20 protein-coding genes are annotated in these 18,470 nt (G+C 39.9%); all 20 read right to left on the bottom strand.

The window, feature by feature from the left end; all coding sequences use genetic code 11:
* Window positions 1-2: 2 nt before the first annotated feature.
* Window positions 3-212 carry a flagellar FlbD family protein gene (locus tag ACXAEO_RS05105; protein WP_474878744.1) on the bottom strand — a complete coding sequence of 70 codons (210 nt, stop codon included), beginning with the start codon at window positions 210-212 and terminating at the stop codon, window positions 3-5.
* A gap of 56 nt (window positions 213-268) precedes the next feature.
* Window positions 269-1,123, bottom strand: a complete 855-nt coding sequence (flgG, locus tag ACXAEO_RS05100) for a flagellar basal body rod protein FlgG (protein ID WP_474878742.1) — start codon at window positions 1,121-1,123, stop codon at window positions 269-271.
* A 73-nt stretch (window positions 1,124-1,196) separates the two neighbouring features.
* Window positions 1,197-1,577, bottom strand: a complete 381-nt coding sequence (locus tag ACXAEO_RS05095) for a TIGR02530 family flagellar biosynthesis protein (protein ID WP_474878738.1) — start codon at window positions 1,575-1,577, stop codon at window positions 1,197-1,199.
* A 19-nt stretch (window positions 1,578-1,596) separates the two neighbouring features.
* Window positions 1,597-2,232 carry a flagellar hook assembly protein FlgD gene (gene flgD, locus ACXAEO_RS05090; RefSeq protein ID WP_474878735.1) on the bottom strand — a complete coding sequence of 212 codons (636 nt, stop codon included), beginning with the start codon at window positions 2,230-2,232 and terminating at the stop codon, window positions 1,597-1,599.
* Window positions 2,233-2,241: 9 nt separating this feature from the next.
* On the bottom strand, window positions 2,242-3,534 hold the full coding sequence (locus ACXAEO_RS05085; RefSeq protein ID WP_474878732.1) for a flagellar hook-length control protein FliK: 1,293 nt from the start codon (window positions 3,532-3,534) through the stop codon (window positions 2,242-2,244).
* 21 nt (window positions 3,535-3,555) lie between these two features.
* On the bottom strand, window positions 3,556-4,158 hold the full coding sequence (locus ACXAEO_RS05080) for a MotE family protein (protein WP_474878730.1): 603 nt from the start codon (window positions 4,156-4,158) through the stop codon (window positions 3,556-3,558).
* A gap of 8 nt (window positions 4,159-4,166) precedes the next feature.
* Window positions 4,167-4,610, bottom strand: a complete 444-nt coding sequence (fliJ, locus tag ACXAEO_RS05075; protein WP_474878727.1) for a flagellar export protein FliJ — start codon at window positions 4,608-4,610, stop codon at window positions 4,167-4,169.
* Window positions 4,611-4,615: 5 nt separating this feature from the next.
* Complete coding sequence (gene fliI, locus ACXAEO_RS05070) at window positions 4,616-5,935, bottom strand: flagellar protein export ATPase FliI (protein ID WP_474878724.1); 1,320 nt, start codon at window positions 5,933-5,935, stop codon at window positions 4,616-4,618.
* Window positions 5,925-6,701 carry a flagellar assembly protein FliH gene (fliH, locus tag ACXAEO_RS05065; protein WP_474878720.1) on the bottom strand — a complete coding sequence of 259 codons (777 nt, stop codon included), beginning with the start codon at window positions 6,699-6,701 and terminating at the stop codon, window positions 5,925-5,927. Before fliH ends, fliI begins: the two co-directional genes overlap by 11 nt.
* Window positions 6,694-7,713, bottom strand: a complete 1,020-nt coding sequence (fliG, locus tag ACXAEO_RS05060) for a flagellar motor switch protein FliG (RefSeq protein ID WP_474878718.1) — start codon at window positions 7,711-7,713, stop codon at window positions 6,694-6,696. Before fliG ends, fliH begins: the two co-directional genes overlap by 8 nt.
* 14 nt (window positions 7,714-7,727) lie before the next feature.
* Window positions 7,728-9,320, bottom strand: a complete 1,593-nt coding sequence (gene fliF / locus ACXAEO_RS05055; protein ID WP_474878716.1) for a flagellar basal-body MS-ring/collar protein FliF — start codon at window positions 9,318-9,320, stop codon at window positions 7,728-7,730.
* A 77-nt stretch (window positions 9,321-9,397) separates the two neighbouring features.
* Window positions 9,398-9,658: a flagellar hook-basal body complex protein FliE gene (gene fliE / locus ACXAEO_RS05050; protein WP_474883975.1), complete on the bottom strand. Its 261-nt coding sequence runs from the start codon at window positions 9,656-9,658 to the stop codon at window positions 9,398-9,400.
* A 57-nt stretch (window positions 9,659-9,715) separates the two neighbouring features.
* Window positions 9,716-10,168: a flagellar basal body rod protein FlgC gene (gene flgC, locus ACXAEO_RS05045; RefSeq protein ID WP_474878714.1), complete on the bottom strand. Its 453-nt coding sequence runs from the start codon at window positions 10,166-10,168 to the stop codon at window positions 9,716-9,718.
* Window positions 10,169-10,170: 2 nt separating this feature from the next.
* Window positions 10,171-10,563, bottom strand: a complete 393-nt coding sequence (gene flgB, locus ACXAEO_RS05040) for a flagellar basal body rod protein FlgB (protein WP_474878712.1) — start codon at window positions 10,561-10,563, stop codon at window positions 10,171-10,173.
* Window positions 10,564-10,979: 416 nt separating this feature from the next.
* Complete coding sequence (codY, locus tag ACXAEO_RS05035; protein WP_474878710.1) at window positions 10,980-11,759, bottom strand: GTP-sensing pleiotropic transcriptional regulator CodY; 780 nt, start codon at window positions 11,757-11,759, stop codon at window positions 10,980-10,982.
* Window positions 11,760-11,882: 123 nt separating this feature from the next.
* Complete coding sequence (gene hslU, locus ACXAEO_RS05030; protein WP_474878706.1) at window positions 11,883-13,283, bottom strand: HslU--HslV peptidase ATPase subunit; 1,401 nt, start codon at window positions 13,281-13,283, stop codon at window positions 11,883-11,885.
* A gap of 14 nt (window positions 13,284-13,297) precedes the next feature.
* Window positions 13,298-13,840 (bottom strand): ATP-dependent protease subunit HslV, encoded by a 543-nt coding sequence (hslV, locus tag ACXAEO_RS05025; protein WP_474878704.1) that lies wholly within the window; start codon window positions 13,838-13,840, stop codon window positions 13,298-13,300.
* A gap of 76 nt (window positions 13,841-13,916) precedes the next feature.
* Complete coding sequence (gene xerC, locus ACXAEO_RS05020) at window positions 13,917-14,825, bottom strand: tyrosine recombinase XerC (RefSeq protein ID WP_474878701.1); 909 nt, start codon at window positions 14,823-14,825, stop codon at window positions 13,917-13,919.
* Between the two features lie 65 nt (window positions 14,826-14,890).
* Entirely contained in the window at window positions 14,891-16,198 is a 1,308-nt protein-coding gene (trmFO, locus tag ACXAEO_RS05015; protein WP_474878697.1) for an FADH(2)-oxidizing methylenetetrahydrofolate--tRNA-(uracil(54)-C(5))-methyltransferase TrmFO, read from the bottom strand.
* Between the two features lie 151 nt (window positions 16,199-16,349).
* The gene (gene topA, locus ACXAEO_RS05010) at window positions 16,350-18,425 is read right to left on the bottom strand and encodes a type I DNA topoisomerase (RefSeq protein WP_474878695.1); all 2,076 of its coding nucleotides are present in this window, start codon (window positions 18,423-18,425) and stop codon (window positions 16,350-16,352) included.
* Between the last annotated feature and the right edge of the window lie 45 nt (window positions 18,426-18,470).

Below are 18,470 nucleotides of genomic sequence, written 5' to 3'. Positions count from 1 at the left end.
GACTACCCCTCCATGCTATCTTGCCGACCCATTATATTAATTTTTTGATAAAAAGAAAGGATACGTTCGTTGACTTCCTCAACCGATTCCCGGACAATAAACTTTTTTCCATCCGTTAAAGTAATCGTGGTATCTGGAAATGATTCAACTTGTTCAATATAAAGGGCATTAACCATAAAAGATTTGCCGTTTAATCGCGTTATTGTAATCATCTTTGCAAGAGCCCGGCATCACTCATCCGGGCTACTCCTCCCTTTAGACTATAAACCTATCGTTTCAAGTTGACAAGCTCTTCTAAAATTTGATCTGATGTTGAAATGATTCGGCTATTTGCCTGAAAACCACGTTGGGCTACAATCATTTCTGTAAACTCTTCCGACAAATCCACGTTGGACATTTCAAGTGTACCGGATACAATGGATCCTGCTCCGCCTGTTCCACCTGGAATTTCAATACTGCCGTTACCAGAGTTAGCTGTATCTCTAAATATGTTTTGCCCAACTTTCTCTAGTCCATCGTTATTAGGGAATTTAGCTACCGCTATTCTTCCTGCAACTTGAAGAGTACCTGCATTGTCAACATAATTGACTGTACCATCTGCACCAACACTAAAACTTTTAGCATCAGTCGGAATTCTTATTGCATCTCCCGCTGAAGCAGTTGTTCCAGGAGTCGCGTCTCCTAATAAATAGAAGCCATCTGCATTCACAACATATCCGTTTTTATCTAGATAAAAGTTCCCTGCACGTGAATACATTTCATTTGAAACGGCTGTAACAGTTGTTCCCGCACCGTTTAATGTTCCATTCCCTACTACAAAAAATCCATCACCAGAAATTGATAAATCTAATGTTCGTCCAGTCGTTTGCAAACTTCCTTGAGTGTGGATCGTGTCAATCGTTGCAATTTGTGCACCTAAACCAACTTGCTTCGGATTGACACCACCTTGTCCATTTCCAGGTGCACTCGCCCCTGAAATTTGCTGGCTGACCATATCTTTAAAGGTCGTTCGTCCTTTCTTATAGCCATATGTATTTACATTGGCAATATTATTACCGATTACGTCAAGTTTTACTTGGAAATTTTTCATCCCGCTAATTCCTGAATACATGGATCGTAACATAATTGGTTTCTCCCTTCGTTTTTGACGGCTGCTTCATTCATTCCGCAGCCAAAGCCTCCTCATAAGGTCCAGCTCATTCAATGATAATGGTTCCATTAATATTGGTGAAAATTTGAGAATTTGTTTCGTCTCTTTTCATCGCCGTTACGATGGTATTGTTTTTCGTACTGACAATAAAGGCGACATCTTTCATTAATACGAGAGAGTCTTGAACACCCTTTTGTTTCGCTTCTGTTACTTTTTGCTCCAATTGCTTCCATTTTAATGAATCAATTTGAATGTTTCGTTCATCCATTCTCTGTTGGGCATGTTTACTTATTTTTAATTCTGTTTTTTGAATCGCTTCTTGAAACTGCTGCCCAAAAGTTACTGCTGTCTGTACTGATTTCTTGATTGCCCGCTGTGACGGATGCATTGGATATGTGTGAACAGTATGTAATCTAAACTTATCCACAATCACACCTCCTCTCCCATCAAGCGCTGATTTTCAAGATTTGCTGAACGGTAATTGTTGACTCTTCAGCGTCATTCAGTTTAAAGTTGGCCCTTCCATTTTGAAATAAAACAGAGCTCACTATCGCTTGTTGCTGTTGTCCATTTGCATCTTCCCAAACGATCTTCTTGCCAATCAATCCGCTTGCCTGCATCATATAAGTTTCATTTACTGTATCATTAATGCTCGAAATATTTTCCGGCCCTAATTCCATACCGTCTTCTAAAATAAAGACCGCTCCACCATCTTTATATTCAAGTGATTGAATAATGCCTGTCCCTTGCTGAACTTGCAAGTTTTCTTCTTCACCAGTAATTTTATGCCATGATACATCTTTGCCGACGAATTGGTGATATTGAATGAGATTCGATTCGTTTTGCTGAGTGGTAAAATTCTCAAACGCTTTGCTCATATTCGTAATTTGTTCGAGCGTTGAAAATTGCGCCATTTGAGCAATAAAATCTTTATCTTCGAGCGGATTAGATGGATCTTGGTTTTGAAGCTGGACCATTAAAATTTTCAAAAAATCGTCTTTCCCTAAAACATCTGTACCTGTTTGACGCGTTTGCTTCTGGTAGTTCGCTAAATATAAACTAGAGTCTATTGTATTTGCCATGTCTACCACCTAAATGTTTAGATTGATTAATTCTTCTTGTAAAGAAGCTAAAAAGTTGCTTGTTTCTTCATTGTCTTTATTCTCTTTATGCTGTTCATTACCGTCAGCATGCTCCTGAGACTGCTCTTGTTGCTGATTGGACTGGCTCCAAGAACGATCCGGTGAAGTAAGTTGCTGTTGAATATCAATTTTCTCTACTTGAATGTTGGCATTAATTAATGCTTGCTTCAATAAAGTCATTTGGGATTCAAGCATTTCTTTCGCCTGTTGAGTAGACGCCATCATTTTAGCAACCATTACTTGGTCTTGCTTAATCAGTTCAATTGTGAGTGAGCCTAAATGCTCTGGTGCAAGCCTGATTGTCAGTTTCGCATGGTTAGCATTTTGGGTGAAAGAACTTTTAGCTAAAATTTGCTCAAAATCTTGCTGGAGATTAGCTGAAACACTTTTCCCATTAGTTGTACCGAGATGAAGAACAAATTGTTCCACTTTGCTCATTGGAAGAGATGTAGTCAGTTGCCCGCTTTCCGCTGTTTCAACCATTCTATCATTTGGGATTGGCTGTTGTGCTGCTCCCATCTGGATAAAGCGATTCGTGATCATTGTTCCGCCGTTTACTAGAAGAAGAGAATGAGTACGAGACAGCTTAGCAGACTCTTCTATGCGCATTTGTGCTTCCTGCAATTTAGCTTCTATTTTCTTCACCAAATTTTCTAGTTCTACAAATGAAGGCATCTCTTTTCTATTTTCCGTCTGCTGGTACTGTTTCAACAGCTCTTGAGCATTCGGCAACATCTGCCCCAATCCTTTCAAGAACACATACATAGCAGCGAAAACAGGTTTCGTTTCTGGATTATCCGTAACTTGTTCAATATCCGTTAACTGCTTCAGTTGAGCATCGTTCAATAAACTCATATTCTCTAAAAGAGCAGGTTGCTGTAAAAATTGGTTCATTTGTAACACCATTTCTTGCACTTTCTCTCGGTCTTGCTCATTTATAATTTGCAACTGCTCTATTAATCCTTGAATAACATCGGATATAGATTCAGATGTTTCCTCAAACAATTTTTCTCCACTTTCTACAGTGTTCATCGCAAGTTCGCTTAAAAAATATAAAATTTCTTCTTCCATGTTTAGAGTCGGTTCTTCTTGGGTATTGTTTTGTAATCCAGGTTGCATTGGAGTTTGCTGCAGTTGAGCTAAAATAGAACCAAAACCGCTAGCCGATGGTTTAGCCCCAACGGTTGAAGATTGGTGATTTCCGGTTACAATGCCTTGAATCATTGGAATCGCTCCATTCATTTGTTCACCTCCCTTCAATAACTAATTATCTTGAGCTGCCGTTTCAGACAAAAGCCCTGTATACTGTGCTGCAACGGACGGGTCCATTTTTTCTAATATGGAAGAAAGTTGATCAGGCTTAAACTGTGTAAGCAGCATCAACGCTTTGTCTTCTTCTAATTCAGAAAAGATGAGGGCCGCTTTTTTAGGTGTCATCTTTTCATAAGCAGCTACAATTTCTTTCAAGTCCGTTTGCTCTGCTTCTTCTTTTTTATCGGCTACTCCTAATTGTTCCTTTAGGCGTTGCACTTGAATTTGCAAGCTTTCTAGCTCTAGGTCTTTTTCATTTAGTTCATCTTGCATCTCATTAATCGTATCTTCTTTTTGACGCAAACTAGTCTCCAACTGCTTAATTTCTTCATTACGTTGGATAGTATTGCTTTCTGCTACACGTTCTTCTTGAGAAAGAAAAGGAATTTCCTTCACCGCTTCCTTTACTTTTCCATTCACATCTACACCGTAAAGCATTAACAGTACATAAACAATGGCAATCGTAAAAACAAGCGGGATAAAAATTACAAAGAAGAACACTTGCAGCTTGCTAGATTTTTTTTCCTCTTCTATCATCGCTTGTGCTTCTCCCACACTCTCACCTAATTCCCTTTCAGCATGTATTGCTGGATGGATACTTCATCCATTTGCTTAGATTCCAGCTCTTTTTGAGCTTCTTTATATTTTTGAAAATCCTTAGTTTTCATTTTTTCAAACTTTTTAACTTCCATATTTTTATTGCGAAGCTTCAACTCGGCTAACTGCATGTTTTGACGGGAAGTAATGACCTTTTGTTGATAAGCGGCAATTACCTTCTCAAGGTTGACAATAAAGAGCTGAAATTGCTTAATATCTGTAATAGACAAGCCCAACTTCATTTTTTGAGTATGTTCATCTATTAATTGTTCTTTCTGTTTTAACGATTCGTACAATCGCTGACCGTGTTCCTCAAACTGTTGAACAGCCTCATTATATTCCGCCATTAAACGGTCCTTCTCATTTTCTTTAATGGACATTACTCGGTCAAATTTATACTGGTAAGCCATGACTTTTAGTTCCCTTCCGCAACAAGTTCATGAAGCATCCGGATGCTTTCATGGATAGATATTTTTTCGTCGGTTCCTTGTTTTAAAAATGAAATGATTTTCGGATAGTTTTTAATTGCTTCATCGATTTCATAAGAAGAACCACGTTTATATGCACCAATGCTGATTAAATCTTCTGATTCAATATACGTGGACAACAAATCCCGAAGCTTTTCAGCTGCTTTTCGATGTTCGGTCGAAACAATGTTATTCATAACACGGCTCACACTTTTTAAAACATTAATGGCCGGATATTGTCCTTTATTAGCTAAATTCCTGTCCAACACAATATGACCATCGACAATTCCTCGGACAGTATCAGCAATCGGTTCATTCATATCATCACCATCCACAAGGACCGTATAAAATGCCGTAATGGACCCTTGACGGTTCGTTCCCGTTCGTTCAAGCAAACTTGGTAAAATCGCAAACACAGAAGGAGTGTATCCTTTCGTTGTTGGCGGTTCTCCTACGGCAAGACCAATTTCACGCTGAGCCATCGCTACACGTGTCACTGAGTCCATCATGAACATAACATTGAGTCCTTGTTCACGAAAATATTCGGCAATAGCGGTAGCTGTATAAGCACCTTTAATTCTCATTAATGGTGGCTGATCGGAAGTAGCAACAATCACAATGGAACGTGTCAATCCTTCCGCCCCTAAATCCCGTTCAATGAATTCTCGAACCTCGCGCCCACGTTCTCCAATTAAGGCAATCACATTCAAATCAGCTTTCGTGTTTCGGGCAATCATTCCCATCATCGTACTCTTCCCGACACCACTTCCGGCAAAAATACCGATTCGCTGCCCTTTCCCAACAGTCAACAAGCTGTCAAGGGTACGAACCCCAATCTCCATCGGTTCACTAATCGGCGGACGTTCAAGAGGATTAGGCGGCATCTGTTCCGTTAAAACAGGAGTTAATCCTCTTGGCAAGCTACTTCCATCAAGCGGTTCTCCTAATGGATTGAGCACTTTTCCGATCAAACCTTCTCCCACTTTTACTTGCAGCGGTTTCGCCGTCGTCTCCACGATGCATCCAGGAGCTATATCTCTTACAGATGTATACGGCATTAAAATGACGTGCTCGTCTTTAAAACCGACAACTTCTGCCTGAATTCGTTTGCGCGAATGAGCATGGTCAATATGAATATAGCAAACATCTCCAATAGAGGTGGCTGGTCCTTTTGATTCAATCATAAGACCAACGACTCTTGTTACTTTTCCATACCGTTTAAAAGAAGGAATATGTTTGACTTCCTTGATTAACTCTTTAGCTTTCATGCGCATCTTCCTTCAGCAACTCCGTTAATCGTTTCTTGATTTCATCGAGTTGACTATCCACACTTGCATCAATGCGCCCAAATGACGATTCGATAATACAAGATGTATCGGCTATTTCAGAATCTGGATAAATGAACAAGTTCGTTTCACCATTCAATAACATCATAAGCTCTTCTTTATGGTCGTGAACAAACGGATAAGAAGAAGCGGAAACGAACAAATGAATCTCCTTATGCTCCCTTACTTCCTTAATAGCCGTTCGAATGAGCGATAAAAGCTTCTCGGGATTTTCTGTTAGCTGCTCTCCGATAATCTTTTCTGCAATTTGAACACCGAGCTGTAAGATGACTTCTTCAGAAGCTTCTATATATGAATAATAGTCCCGCTTTGTCATGTCAATCATTGCTCTCACTTCTGCAAGCATCGAATCATAGGTAGCTAAGCCAGCTTCGTTCCCTGTACGAAAACCTTCTTCATATCCTTGTTTTCTCGCTTCATCGGCTATTCTTTGCTTTTCAGCTTCCCATTGCTGTCGTTCTGCTTCTAGCTGATTTTTTGCCTCCATAAGCATCGTTTGCGCTTGCTGTTCCATCATTTTCGCTTGCGCTTCAGCTTCTCTCATTAACTGTTCAGCTTGCTGTTGAAGCTGCTCTTGCATTCGGATTTCTGGCTCGATCTCAGGTTGGGTGACAAAACGCCGAATTTCAATCGTTTTCTCTCTTTGTTGCTGGTCACCTGTAAACCGGGATTTGATGATACTAGACAATAATATCATCCCCTCCGCCACGGGCTATAATAATCTCCCCGGCTTCTTCTAATCGGCGAATAGTAGCAACAATTCTTGACTGCGCTTCTTCTACATCCTTCAAACGTACAGGCCCCATAAACTCCATTTCTTCTTTGAATGTCTCAGCCATACGTTTCGACATATTGCGGAACACAATCTCTTTTACTTCTTCGCTTGCCACTTTTAAGCTCAGCAACAAATCTTCATTATTCACATCGCGAATGACACGCTGAATCGATCTGTTATCAAGAGCAACGATGTCTTCAAATACAAACATCCTTTTCTTAATTTCTTCCGCCAATTCAGGATCTTGAATCTCAAGGGCATCCAAAATTGTACGTTCCGTTGCACGGTCAACCCCATTCAACACTTCCACAACGGACTCAACACCGCCTGTTTGTGTGTAATCTTGCGTGACGGTCGTAGAAAGCTTTCTCTCCAAAATTTGTTCGACCTCGTTGATCACATCGGGTGATGTGCTGTCCATCAGAGCGATTCTGCGTGCGATATCAGCTTGCTGCTCCTGTGGCAACGAGGATAGTATTTGTCCAGACTGAGCTGGATCGAGGTACGATAAAATAAGCGCAATGGTTTGCGGATGCTCATTTTGAATAAAGTTTAAAATTTGCTTAGGGTCCGCTTTCCTTGCAAAATCGAACGGTCGAACTTGCAAGGATGAAGTAAGACGATTAATGATGACAGATGCTTTGTCAGACCCTAATGCTTTTTCAAGTACATTTTTGGCATAGCCGATTCCACCTTGCGCAATGTAATCTTGCGCAAGGGCAATTTGCTCAAACTCTTCCATGATGACATCTTTTATCTCTCCGTCCACTTTGCGCATCGCTGAAATTTCAAGAGTGAGCCGTTCAATTTCTTCTTCGGACAAATGCTTGTACACTTGTGCTGACACATCCGGTCCAAGTGAAATGAGTAAAACAGCTGCCTTTTGTTTGCCGGTCAATTCTCTTTTTTGATCCGCTTTTGCCATTTAATTTCCCCCTCTTAATCCTCAGCAATCCAAGTGCGTAATAACTTCGCGAATTCTTCCGGTTGTTCTTTTGCAAGCTGCTCCAGCTTTTGACGACGCTGCTGGGACTCTGTTAATGGAATTTCTTCCTGCTCCTGTTCAGTATCTGCTGTAATCAGAGTCTGATCGTATTCTTCTAGCTCTTCTTTACGTTTTCTTCTAAACAATAAGAATAGCAGAACTAGAATGACCACGACGAGCGCGGCACCAACCGCGTACATCCACATCGGAATCGTTTGTACCTCTTCCGTTACTACTTGCGGTTTGCCATTGAACTCTTGAACAGACACAACAACACGGTCATCAATCTCTTCATTCGTCATTTGCGCATCTTGCTGTTCCGTTTGTACAGTCGTTCGGACAATTGTTCCTAAAATCTCCGTTATATCTTCCACTCGCTCTTCTGATAACGAATCAGGGTTGCTTGGGTCCGGAGGCTCAACCATAACTTGAATGCCTAAGTCACGCACCTTATATGGACTCTCGACAATTTCTTTTCGAATGCGATTGACATCATTGTTAATTCGTTCTTCAATTTTTTCATAATCACCATTAGATCCTGCTTCAGTCGTTTCTTGATAAACAGGAATGTCGTCCTCTCCTGTTCCATTGATTCCACCCGCTGCCTGAGCACCGTCACCCGTATATGTTTCGGTAATTCGTTCCACACTAACGGCAATGCCTTCCATGTTTTCTTGATCAACAGGTTCGACAAGGTTTTCTTCCCGATTTTCCTTCGTAAAATCCACGTCAGCTGTAACAGAGACTACGACTTTATCATAGCCCATCATCGTGCCAAGCATTTGTTGGACTTGACGTTGAATATCTCGCTCTATTTCTTTTTTCATCTCATGTTGAGCAACAAAAGAACTAGATTCAGAAAAATTTTCTTTGTTATTTAGGTCAAAGTACTCAAAATATTGATTCATAATGACGATATTATCAGTAGGTAAGTTAGGAACACTTTTAGAGACAAGGTGGTATAACGACTTCACTTGCTGTTCATCGAATTCATACCCCGGTTTTGTATTTAGAACAATTGACGCAGAAGCCGCCTCAGCTTCTTCATTCACCCAAATACTTTTTTCCGGCAATGTAATCATGACGCTTGCATCATTGACACCATCAATGTTTTTCATTAGATTTGCAATTTCCGTTTGCATCGCATCAACTTTTAGAACATCAAATTCATTATCTGTCATACCAAACCCGGCATTTTGACTAAAAAAAGAGTAGTCGATGCTCCCGCTTTTTGGAATTCCTTCAGCAGCAAGCTCTACTTTTAAAGTATCGACTACTTGTTGGGGAACGGAAATCGTTTTTCCGTCATCCGAAAGCTGCGACTTAATTCCTCTTCCATCTAGTTCAGCTTTAATCTGTCCCGTTTCTTGTGGTGATAGATTGCTATAAAGAGGAACAAATGTATCTTTTGATAACATATAAGTAACGATGGCAGCCAAAAGAACAACAGCAAGCGGACCACCTATTAACAGTCCTTTTTGCCGTTTTGATCGGCTGCCCCAATATTCTTTCATCTTCGCTTGATAAGCTAATAATTTTTCGTTCATTGCAATCCCCCGGTTATTTTTTATCTATCTAATAACCGCTCACAGGCTATCTTATAGAACAAAGCGGCACATGGTTATTATACTTGCATTCTCATCGTTTCTTGATAAGCTTCTATCGCTTTGTTCCGAACTTCGATGGCAGTTTGAAGCATAATGCTCGCCTTCTGTGATGCAATCATTACTTGATGTAAATCAACGGACTCGCCCTTTACTAATTTTTCAGTAGCCGCATCCGATGCAGCCTGGGACTCGTTAATTTCATTAATTGATTGTTTCAAAAAAGAACTAAACGATTGTGTTGATTGATTAACCGTATTTGTCGGCTTTACATTTGCCATTGAAGGCTGAACTGCCTGTGTGCTATTAATGACTGACTGAATCATTTAACTTCTCCCCTATTTACCAATTTCCAATGCTTTCATCAGCATTCCTTTTGTCGCGTTCAACACTGTAACATTCGCTTCATACGAACGAGTGGAGCTAATTAAATCGACCATTTCTTTTAAAGGGTCCACATTTGGCATTTGCACATATCCTTGATTATCTGCATCGGGATGCTCAGGATTATACACAAGCTTAAATGGCGTTTGATCTTCCGTAATTTTTGTCACCTTCACGCCATTACCAATGCCTCGTGCCTCACTGCTCATCGCTTGATTTAGAACATTTGAAAAAGATTGATTTGGTTCTGTAACGACCATTTTTCGACGATAAGGTTCCCATTGTCCGTTCACAAACTTTCCTCTTGTTGTATCAACATTCGCCATATTTGAAGAAATGACATCCATCTTTAATCGCTGTGCCGTTAAAGCGGAAGACGTAATGTTCATACTATGAAAAATAGACATGCTTATCTTCCTCCTTGGATGACTGTTTTTAATGAATTAAATTTGCCGTTCAACCGTTCCGTTAAGGCTTGATAATAAATTTGATTTTCAGCTAGTTCCGACATTTCTTTGTCCATATCGACGCTATTACCGTTATGCTGATAAGACCCTTTTCGCTGTTCAATCACAAAGTTTGAAGACGACGAAGAGGAAAAATTATAATGTCTCACATCTGTTCGTTTCGCTTCAAATACATTCCCTTTCGCTTCTTGAAAAGCTGTTTGGAACGAGACATCTTTTGCTTTATAATTAGGTGTATCAACATTCGCTATATTTTGGGAAATCGTCTTTTGTTTTAAAGACGAATAATTTAGTCCTTGTTCTAGCGCTTGAAATGTATTGGAAAAAATCTTCAATTAAATCTCCCCATTTTTCTTCCTTTTTTTTCTATTTTTTTTGACAAAATTCGACTTTCTATCTTTACCTCATATTGTAAAGAAAACACCCCAACTTGTCCATGTCTTTAAGACTTTTTTTACATTTACCTCACAAAATTTAAAACAAATTTACAATTCATTTTCACTATTTAGGAATAATGAATCATTATAACTGAATTCCTTTTCAACAACCGTGACTTTTATCACACTCGACTAAACCAACTGGATAAAATGAAGTTCTCTTCCATATCAGGATTACTTAATGTTTCTTTTATTATGAAGGTCATTTACATTGAAGAGAAGAGACCAAAAAAAGGAAATTCGTCAAGTGACTAGTCACTTGACGAATTTCCTTTTTTATATTTTTATAAAGTTTCCTAAAGTATTGTTGCCTTTTAGTTAGACTTTAACTTTGCAAGTTCTACTAAAAACTTATCATTTAACACTTTAATATATGTCCCCTTCATTCCAAGAGAACGAGATTCAATTACGCCTGCACTTTCTAGCTTACGAAGCGCATTTACGATAACCGAACGCGTAATACCTACACGATCAGCGATCTTACTCGCTACTAGCAACCCTTCGTTTCCGTTCAATTCTTCAAAGATGTGCTCAATTGCTTCCAATTCACTATAAGATAGAGAGCTGATTGCCATTTGCACAACTGCTTTACTGCGCGCTTCAACTTCGATTTCTTCAGCTTTCTCTCTTAAGATTTCCATCCCGACAACTGTTGCACCATATTCAGCTAAAATTAAGTCATCATCTTCAAAACGTTGCTCAAGACGGGCTAAAATTAATGTACCAAGTCGCTCCCCGCCTCCGATAATTGGCACAATCGTTGTTAAGCCAGTTTCAAACAATTCTTTGTTTTCGATAGGAAAAGCTGTGTATTCACTTTCAACATTTAAATTAGACGATGTTTCATTAATGTTAAATAGATTTTTCGTGTACTCCTCTGGGAATTGACGATCTACTAACATTTTCTTTATACGCTCATTTTCAATTTGTTGTTTAATCGCAACACCTAATAGTTTCCCACGGCGGCTTACAACAAATACGTTTGATTCAATAACTTCACGAAGTGTTTCAGCCATTTCTTTAAAGTTTACCGGTTTACCCGCAGCTCTTTGCAACATTGCATTAATTTTTCTAGTTCTAGATAATAAATCCATCTTTCTTCCTCCTGAATTTCTTCCTTTATTCATTTTATGTGGCTCTATGATGTCCTTTTTATTAGATATATCACATTAAAGAGCTTGATTATACAGCCAACCGCCTATAATGGAAGGCGAACCTTATAAAATAAATTGACTTAAGTCTTTATTTTTCACAATTGTTCCAAGTTTCTCTTCTACATATTGCGGAGTAATGATAATTTTTTCCATCGTTACATCCGGTGCTTCGAACGATAAATCTTCCAGCAGTCGCTCCATGATGGTATGAAGACGACGAGCGCCAATATTATCCGTATCTTGATTTACTTGATAGGCGATCTCAGCAATCTTACGTATAGCATCGTCAGAAAATTCAATTTGTATACCCTCTGTTTCCAATAATGCTCGATATTGCTTTAAGAGAGCATTATCAGGCTCCGTTAAAATCCGAATGAAGTCTTCTACGTTTAGCTTTGTTAACTCCACACGAATTGGAAAGCGGCCTTGCAACTCCGGAATAAGATCAGATGGCTTAGACAAATGAAAAGCACCTGCTGCCACAAACAGAACATGGTCTGTTTTCACTGGTCCATATTTTGTGACAATTGTTGACCCTTCAACAATCGGTAAGATATCGCGCTGAACCCCTTCTCGTGATACATCAGCCGATGAGGACTGACTGTTTTTTCGAGCAATCTTATCAATCTCATCAATGAAAATGATGCCGTACTGCTCTGCTCTATTCACCGCTTCTTGTGTGACTTCATCCATGTCAATTAACTTTTGAGCTTCCTCATTCGTTAACACTTTACGCGCTTCTCTTACAGTCAATCGTCTCTTTTTTTGTTTTTTAGGCATGAGACTTCCTAATGCATCTTGGATGTTCATCCCCATCTGTTCCATACCCGACCCTTGAAGCATGTCAAACATAGATGCTTGCTGCTCTTCTACTTCAATTGTCACATAATGGTCTTCTAATTCACCGAGCGCAAGCTGATGGGCCATTTGTCTTCTTTTCATTTCAAGCGAGGCTTCTTCATTTGTAGATTCTTGCGGTGGTGGTGGTGTTTGATTTTGGCCAAACAACATCTCAAATGGATTTTTGAAATTTTGCTGCTTACGATCAGTCGGAACAAGTAGTTCAACAAGACGTTTGTTGGCATTATCTTCTGCCTTATCTCGAACGGCATGCATTTTTTCTTCCTTGATAAGTCGTACAGACGTTTCCACCAAATCTCTGACCATTGATTCAACATCTCTTCCGACATAGCCAACTTCCGTAAATTTCGTCGCTTCAACCTTAATGAAAGGAGCACCAACAAGCTTAGCAAGACGGCGCGCAATCTCCGTTTTTCCAACTCCTGTAGGACCCATCATTAAGATGTTTTTTGGAACGACCTCATCTCTTAAATCTTCAGCAAGTAAACTGCGGCGATAACGGTTTCGAAGTGCGACTGCTACCGCTTTTTTTGCTTTTGTTTGACCAACAATGTACTGATCTAACTTTTCAACAATTTGTCTTGGAGTTAAGTTCGTCTTCACAGCAAATCCCCCCTCTACAATTCTTCTACAATAATATGCTCATTTGTATACACACAAATTTCACTTGCAATTTCCAAAGCCGCCTTCGCAATCTCCTTAGCAGATAGATGCGCTGCCGCATGCTTCTTTAAAGCACGGCCGGCTGATAAGGCATAATGACCTCCGGATCCAATAGCTAAAATTCCATCATCCGGCTCAATTACCTCACCAGTTCCCGATATAAGCAACAAATGTTCTTCGTTCATAACGATAAGCATCGCCTCCAGTTTATGGAGAACTTTATCACTACGCCACTGCTTCGCTAGTTCAACCGCTGCACGTTGCAAGTTTCCGTTATATTCTTCAAGCTTGCCTTCAAACATTTCAAACAAGGTAAAAGCATCTGCCACAGACCCTGCAAATCCCGCTAATACTTTCCCTTGAAAAAGTCGGCGCACTTTTTTAGCAGTGTGCTTCATCACGACCGCATTTCCAAACGTCACCTGACCGTCACCTGACATTGCGCACTTGCCGTTATGCTGTATAGCAAATATAGTTGTCGCATGAAAAGTAGACATAAAACCCCTCCTCCGCTTTCTTCGGAATTAACAAAACATGAAATTGTTCATGACAAAAGTTTCCCGTTTTCGAGCGTTACGCACGAGGATGATGATTCATATAAACGGTGCGTAAACGATCTTTTGTAACGTGCGTATAGATTTGAGTTGTAGACAAGTGTTCATGCCCAAGCAATTCCTGCACTGTTCTTAAATCCGCTCCCTCGTTTAGCAAATGAGTGGCAAACGTATGCCTTAACGTGTGCGGACTTATTCTAGTCGTTTGCGATGTTTTTTTCACCAAACGGTCCATTACAAGACGAATGCCTCTCGTAGTCAAAGGTCCCCCGCGATGGTTTAGGAAAAGCACTTTTGTATTCATATCAGAAGAGGCTTTTTGCAACAGCTTTTTACGCCCATCCTCTATGTATATCTCCAAAGCTTTTTTAGCATAATTCCCAAATGGGACATAACGCTGCTTATTCCCTTTTCCATGTACGAGAATGATTTGCATAGAAAAATCGATATCTGATAAGTGAATTTTGGCACATTCACTCACCCTTATTCCAGTGGCATACAGCACTTCTAGAATAGCTTGATCACGTTGCCCCAGCGGTTCGCTCAAATCAGATGCTTCAAACAATTGCTCCATCTCTTCTTGATACAGGAAATTCGGATTTTTATGTTCCTTTTTTGGCAAGGATACAAGGGTAAACGGATTTTCCTTCACAAGTTTTTCACGTAACAAAAAGCGATAAAAACTTCTTAATGAAGAGATTTTTCGCGCCACCGATCGTTTGGAATAACTTTTTTCATATAATTTTGTTAAAAAAAGTCGAACATCCGAGTATGTAACATGTTGTATACCTTCAATACTTTCTTCATTTAAAAACTCTACAAATAAATTGATATCTTGCTCATAACACACAATTGTATATTTTGAATAATTTTTTTCTATTTGTAAATATTCAAGAAAGGAATTTAAAAAATATTTAACATTTATCATTGGCATCACCCCACAAAGGCTACTAAATAGTATCACAATTTAGTAGCCTGTGCAAATGATTTCGTTTATTTTTTTACAAAATTCTGAATTGTTTCCAACGCTCGTTCAGCATACTTCGCATAGCGCTCTTGCTTGTTTTTAATGCGAACGTCCAATTCTTTAAAGATCCCAAAATTAGCGTTCATCGGCTGGAAATTATCTGGATTAGCATTTGTAATGTAATGCGCCATGCTTCCCATCGCTGTTTCTTGTGGAAGAACAACCATTTCTTCACCAAGTACAAGACGAGCCGCATTCATTCCTGCCATCAATCCACTTGCAGCAGATTCCACATACCCTTCTACGCCCGTCATTTGACCAGCGAAGAATAAGTTGTCCCGCTCACGATATTGATACGTTGGCTTTAATAATCGAGGTGAGTTAATAAATGTGTTTCGGTGCATAACTCCGTAGCGGACAATCTCTGCATTTTCTAACCCAGGAATGAGTCGAATGACTTCTTTTTGCGCTCCCCATTTCAAATGAGTTTGAAAACCAACGATATTGTAAAGCGTACCTGCTGCATCATCTTGGCGAAGTTGGACAACAGCGAATGGGCGTTTCCCTGTTTTAGGATCTTCAAGTCCTACTGGCTTCATCGGACCAAACAGCATTGTTTTCTTTCCGCGTCCAGCCATTACTTCAATTGGCATGCACCCTTCAAAATAAATTTCTTTTTCAAATTCTTTTAAAGGAACCGTTTCTGCCGCAATTAACGCTTCGTAAAAACGTTCGAATTCTTCTTCCGTCATCGGGCAATTTAAGTAAGCTGCTTCCCCTTTGTCGTAGCGAGATTTTAAATAAACTTTCTCCATGTCAATGCTTTCTTTTTCAAGAATTGGTGCAGCCGCATCATAGAAATAAAGGTAATCTTCTCCCGTTAAGCCTCTGAGCTGTTCTGATAAAGCTTTAGACGTTAATGGACCTGTCGCGATGACTGTCGGCCCCTCTGGAATCTCTGTAATTTCTTCATTAAATACTGTCACATTTGGATGGTTCTTCACAGACTCTGTAACACGCGCTGCAAATTCATGACGATCCACCGCAAGAGCGCCTCCTGCAGGAACAGCACACTCATCAGCTGAACGGATAATAACCGAATCAAGGCGGCGCATCTCTTCCTTTAGTACTCCGACTGCATTCGTCAACGTATTTGCACGCAGTGAGTTACTACACACTAATTCGGCAAATTTATCCGTATGGTGGGCAGGTGTCTGTTTTACTGGTCTCATTTCATACAGATGGACCTTAATCCCACGTTTGGCGATTTGCCAAGCTGCTTCACTTCCTGCCAAACCTGCTCCAATGACATTTACTACTTGTTGTTCACTCATATTTGAATCCTCCAACATTTCATTACTTCTTTGCTTATCTTTTAACGAGAATATTTGAATACTATCGCTGTCCGCACTGCAATCCGGACATGCTCTAAAAAACTTTCGTCACATATAAAGAGGCGAGCAAAAGATATGCTCACCACGTATCCTAACCTTGAGTTTCTTCTTTATAGTCACAGTTTGTACAAACGACTTGCATTCCATTCTTTTGTTTTTTCTCGACAAGTAAGTGCTCACACTTTGGACACTTCCTTGCAATTGGCTTATCCCAAGAAACAAAATCACATTCCGGAAAACGATCGCATCCATAAAACGTACGTTTCTTTTTCGACTTACGCTCAACAATGTTTCCTTCTTGACATGTTGGACAATCTACACCAATTTGCTTCACAATCGGTTTGGTGTTGCGACATTCTGGGAAATTAGAGCATGCCATGAATTTTCCGTAACGTCCCATTTTATAAACCATCTCAGAACCGCAAAGTTCACAATCTTCTCCAGCCGGTTCATCTTTGATTTCGACTTCTTTCATTTCAGCTTCCGCTTTTTTCAAGTTTCCTTCGAACCCTTTGTAGAAGTCATCAATAACCTTCACCCATTGTACTTCACCGTCTTCAACATTATCAAGACTTGTTTCCATTTTTGCCGTAAATTCGGCATCAATAACCTCAGGGAAGAACTCTAAAATGAGCTCCAATACAATTTGGCCCAATTCAGTCGGAACGAAGCGTTTATTCTCAAGCGCTACATATCCGCGTTTTTGAATGGTGTCTAAAGTAGGGGCATACGTCGACGGACGACCTATCCCTAACTCTTCAAGGGTTTTTACGAGCCTTGCTTCCGTATAGCGAGGAGGCGGCTGTGTGAAATGCTGCTTCGGTTCAATATCTTTAGAGAAAGCGGTTTCTCCTTTTTCGATGTCCGGAAGCATATTTTCCTTTTCTTCGACTTGATCGTCGCTTCCCTCTACATATACCTTCATGAAACCAGGAAACTTAACCTTCGATCCATTCGCTCGAAACACTACACCTGAATTCTCCAAATCGACAGCCATCGTATCCATAATAGCCGGAGCCATTTGGCTTGCTAAAAACCGCTCCCAAATCAACTTGTATAAACGGTATTGGTCTCGAGATAAAAATTCTTTTATTTCAGCAGGCTTCCGCTGAGTCGAGGTTGGACGAATTGCTTCATGGGCATCTTGAGATTTTGCGTTCTTTTTTTCTTTTCTCTTTTCCTCGTTTACATACTCTTGTCCAAATGATTGCATGACATAGTCACGTGCTTCATTTTGGGCAGTTTCTGAAATGCGAGTGGAATCTGTTCTCATGTATGTAATTAAACCGACTGTTCCTTCTTTGCCAAGATCAATTCCTTCGTATAGCTGTTGGGCAATCATCATTGTCTTTTTCGCGCGGAAGTTTAATTTCCTTGCTGCTTCCTGTTGTAAGGAAGATGTTGTAAATGGCAGAGCCGGATTACGCTTTCGTTCCTTTTTGGTTACCGTTTTAATTTGGAACTCATTGCCAGCTAAATTAGCTAAAACAGCTTTTACATCTTCTTCTTTTGAAAGATTTACTTTTTTGCCATTGTACTCTATGAGACTAGCTTCAAACTGATCTTTATCTTTTTGGAACGTAGCATTTACCGTCCAATATTCTTCTGGTTCAAATTGATTAATTTCATTCTCTCGCTCGATAATCATGCGAACAGCTACCGATTGAACTCTCCCTGCACTTAAACCTTTTTTTACTTTTTTCCATAAAAGCGGACTAATATTATACCCAACGAGACGGTCAAGAATGCGGCGAGCCTGCTGGGCATCTACTAAATCCATGTTAATAGCCCGTGGATGTTTAAACGATTCTTTAATCGCATCTTTCGTAATTTCATTAAAAACCACCCGGCAGTCTGATGTAACATCAATATCTAATGTATGGGCAAGATGCCAAGCAATCGCTTCCCCCTCACGATCCGGGTCAGCTGCGAGGTAAATTTTCTTCGCTTTTTTAGCAGCAGACTTTAGTTCCTTTAAAACAGGGCCTTTTCCTCGGATGGTAATATATTTTGGTTCATATTCATGTTCAATGTCAATCCCCATCTGGCTTTTCGGTAAATCTCGAACATGCCCCATAGAGGCTTTCACTTTATATTTTTTTCCTAAATATCGTTCAATTGTTTTTGCCTTTGCAGGCGACTCTACTATTACTAGGTAGTCAGACATCAATGCTCCTCCTCAAGAGGTAAAATAAAATCTTCATTATTATTA

The organism is Bacillus sp. ABA4_010 (assembly GCF_056159105.1).
Note: the sequence above shows the minus strand (reverse complement) of the source record. Positions and strands in the feature narration are given on the sequence as shown.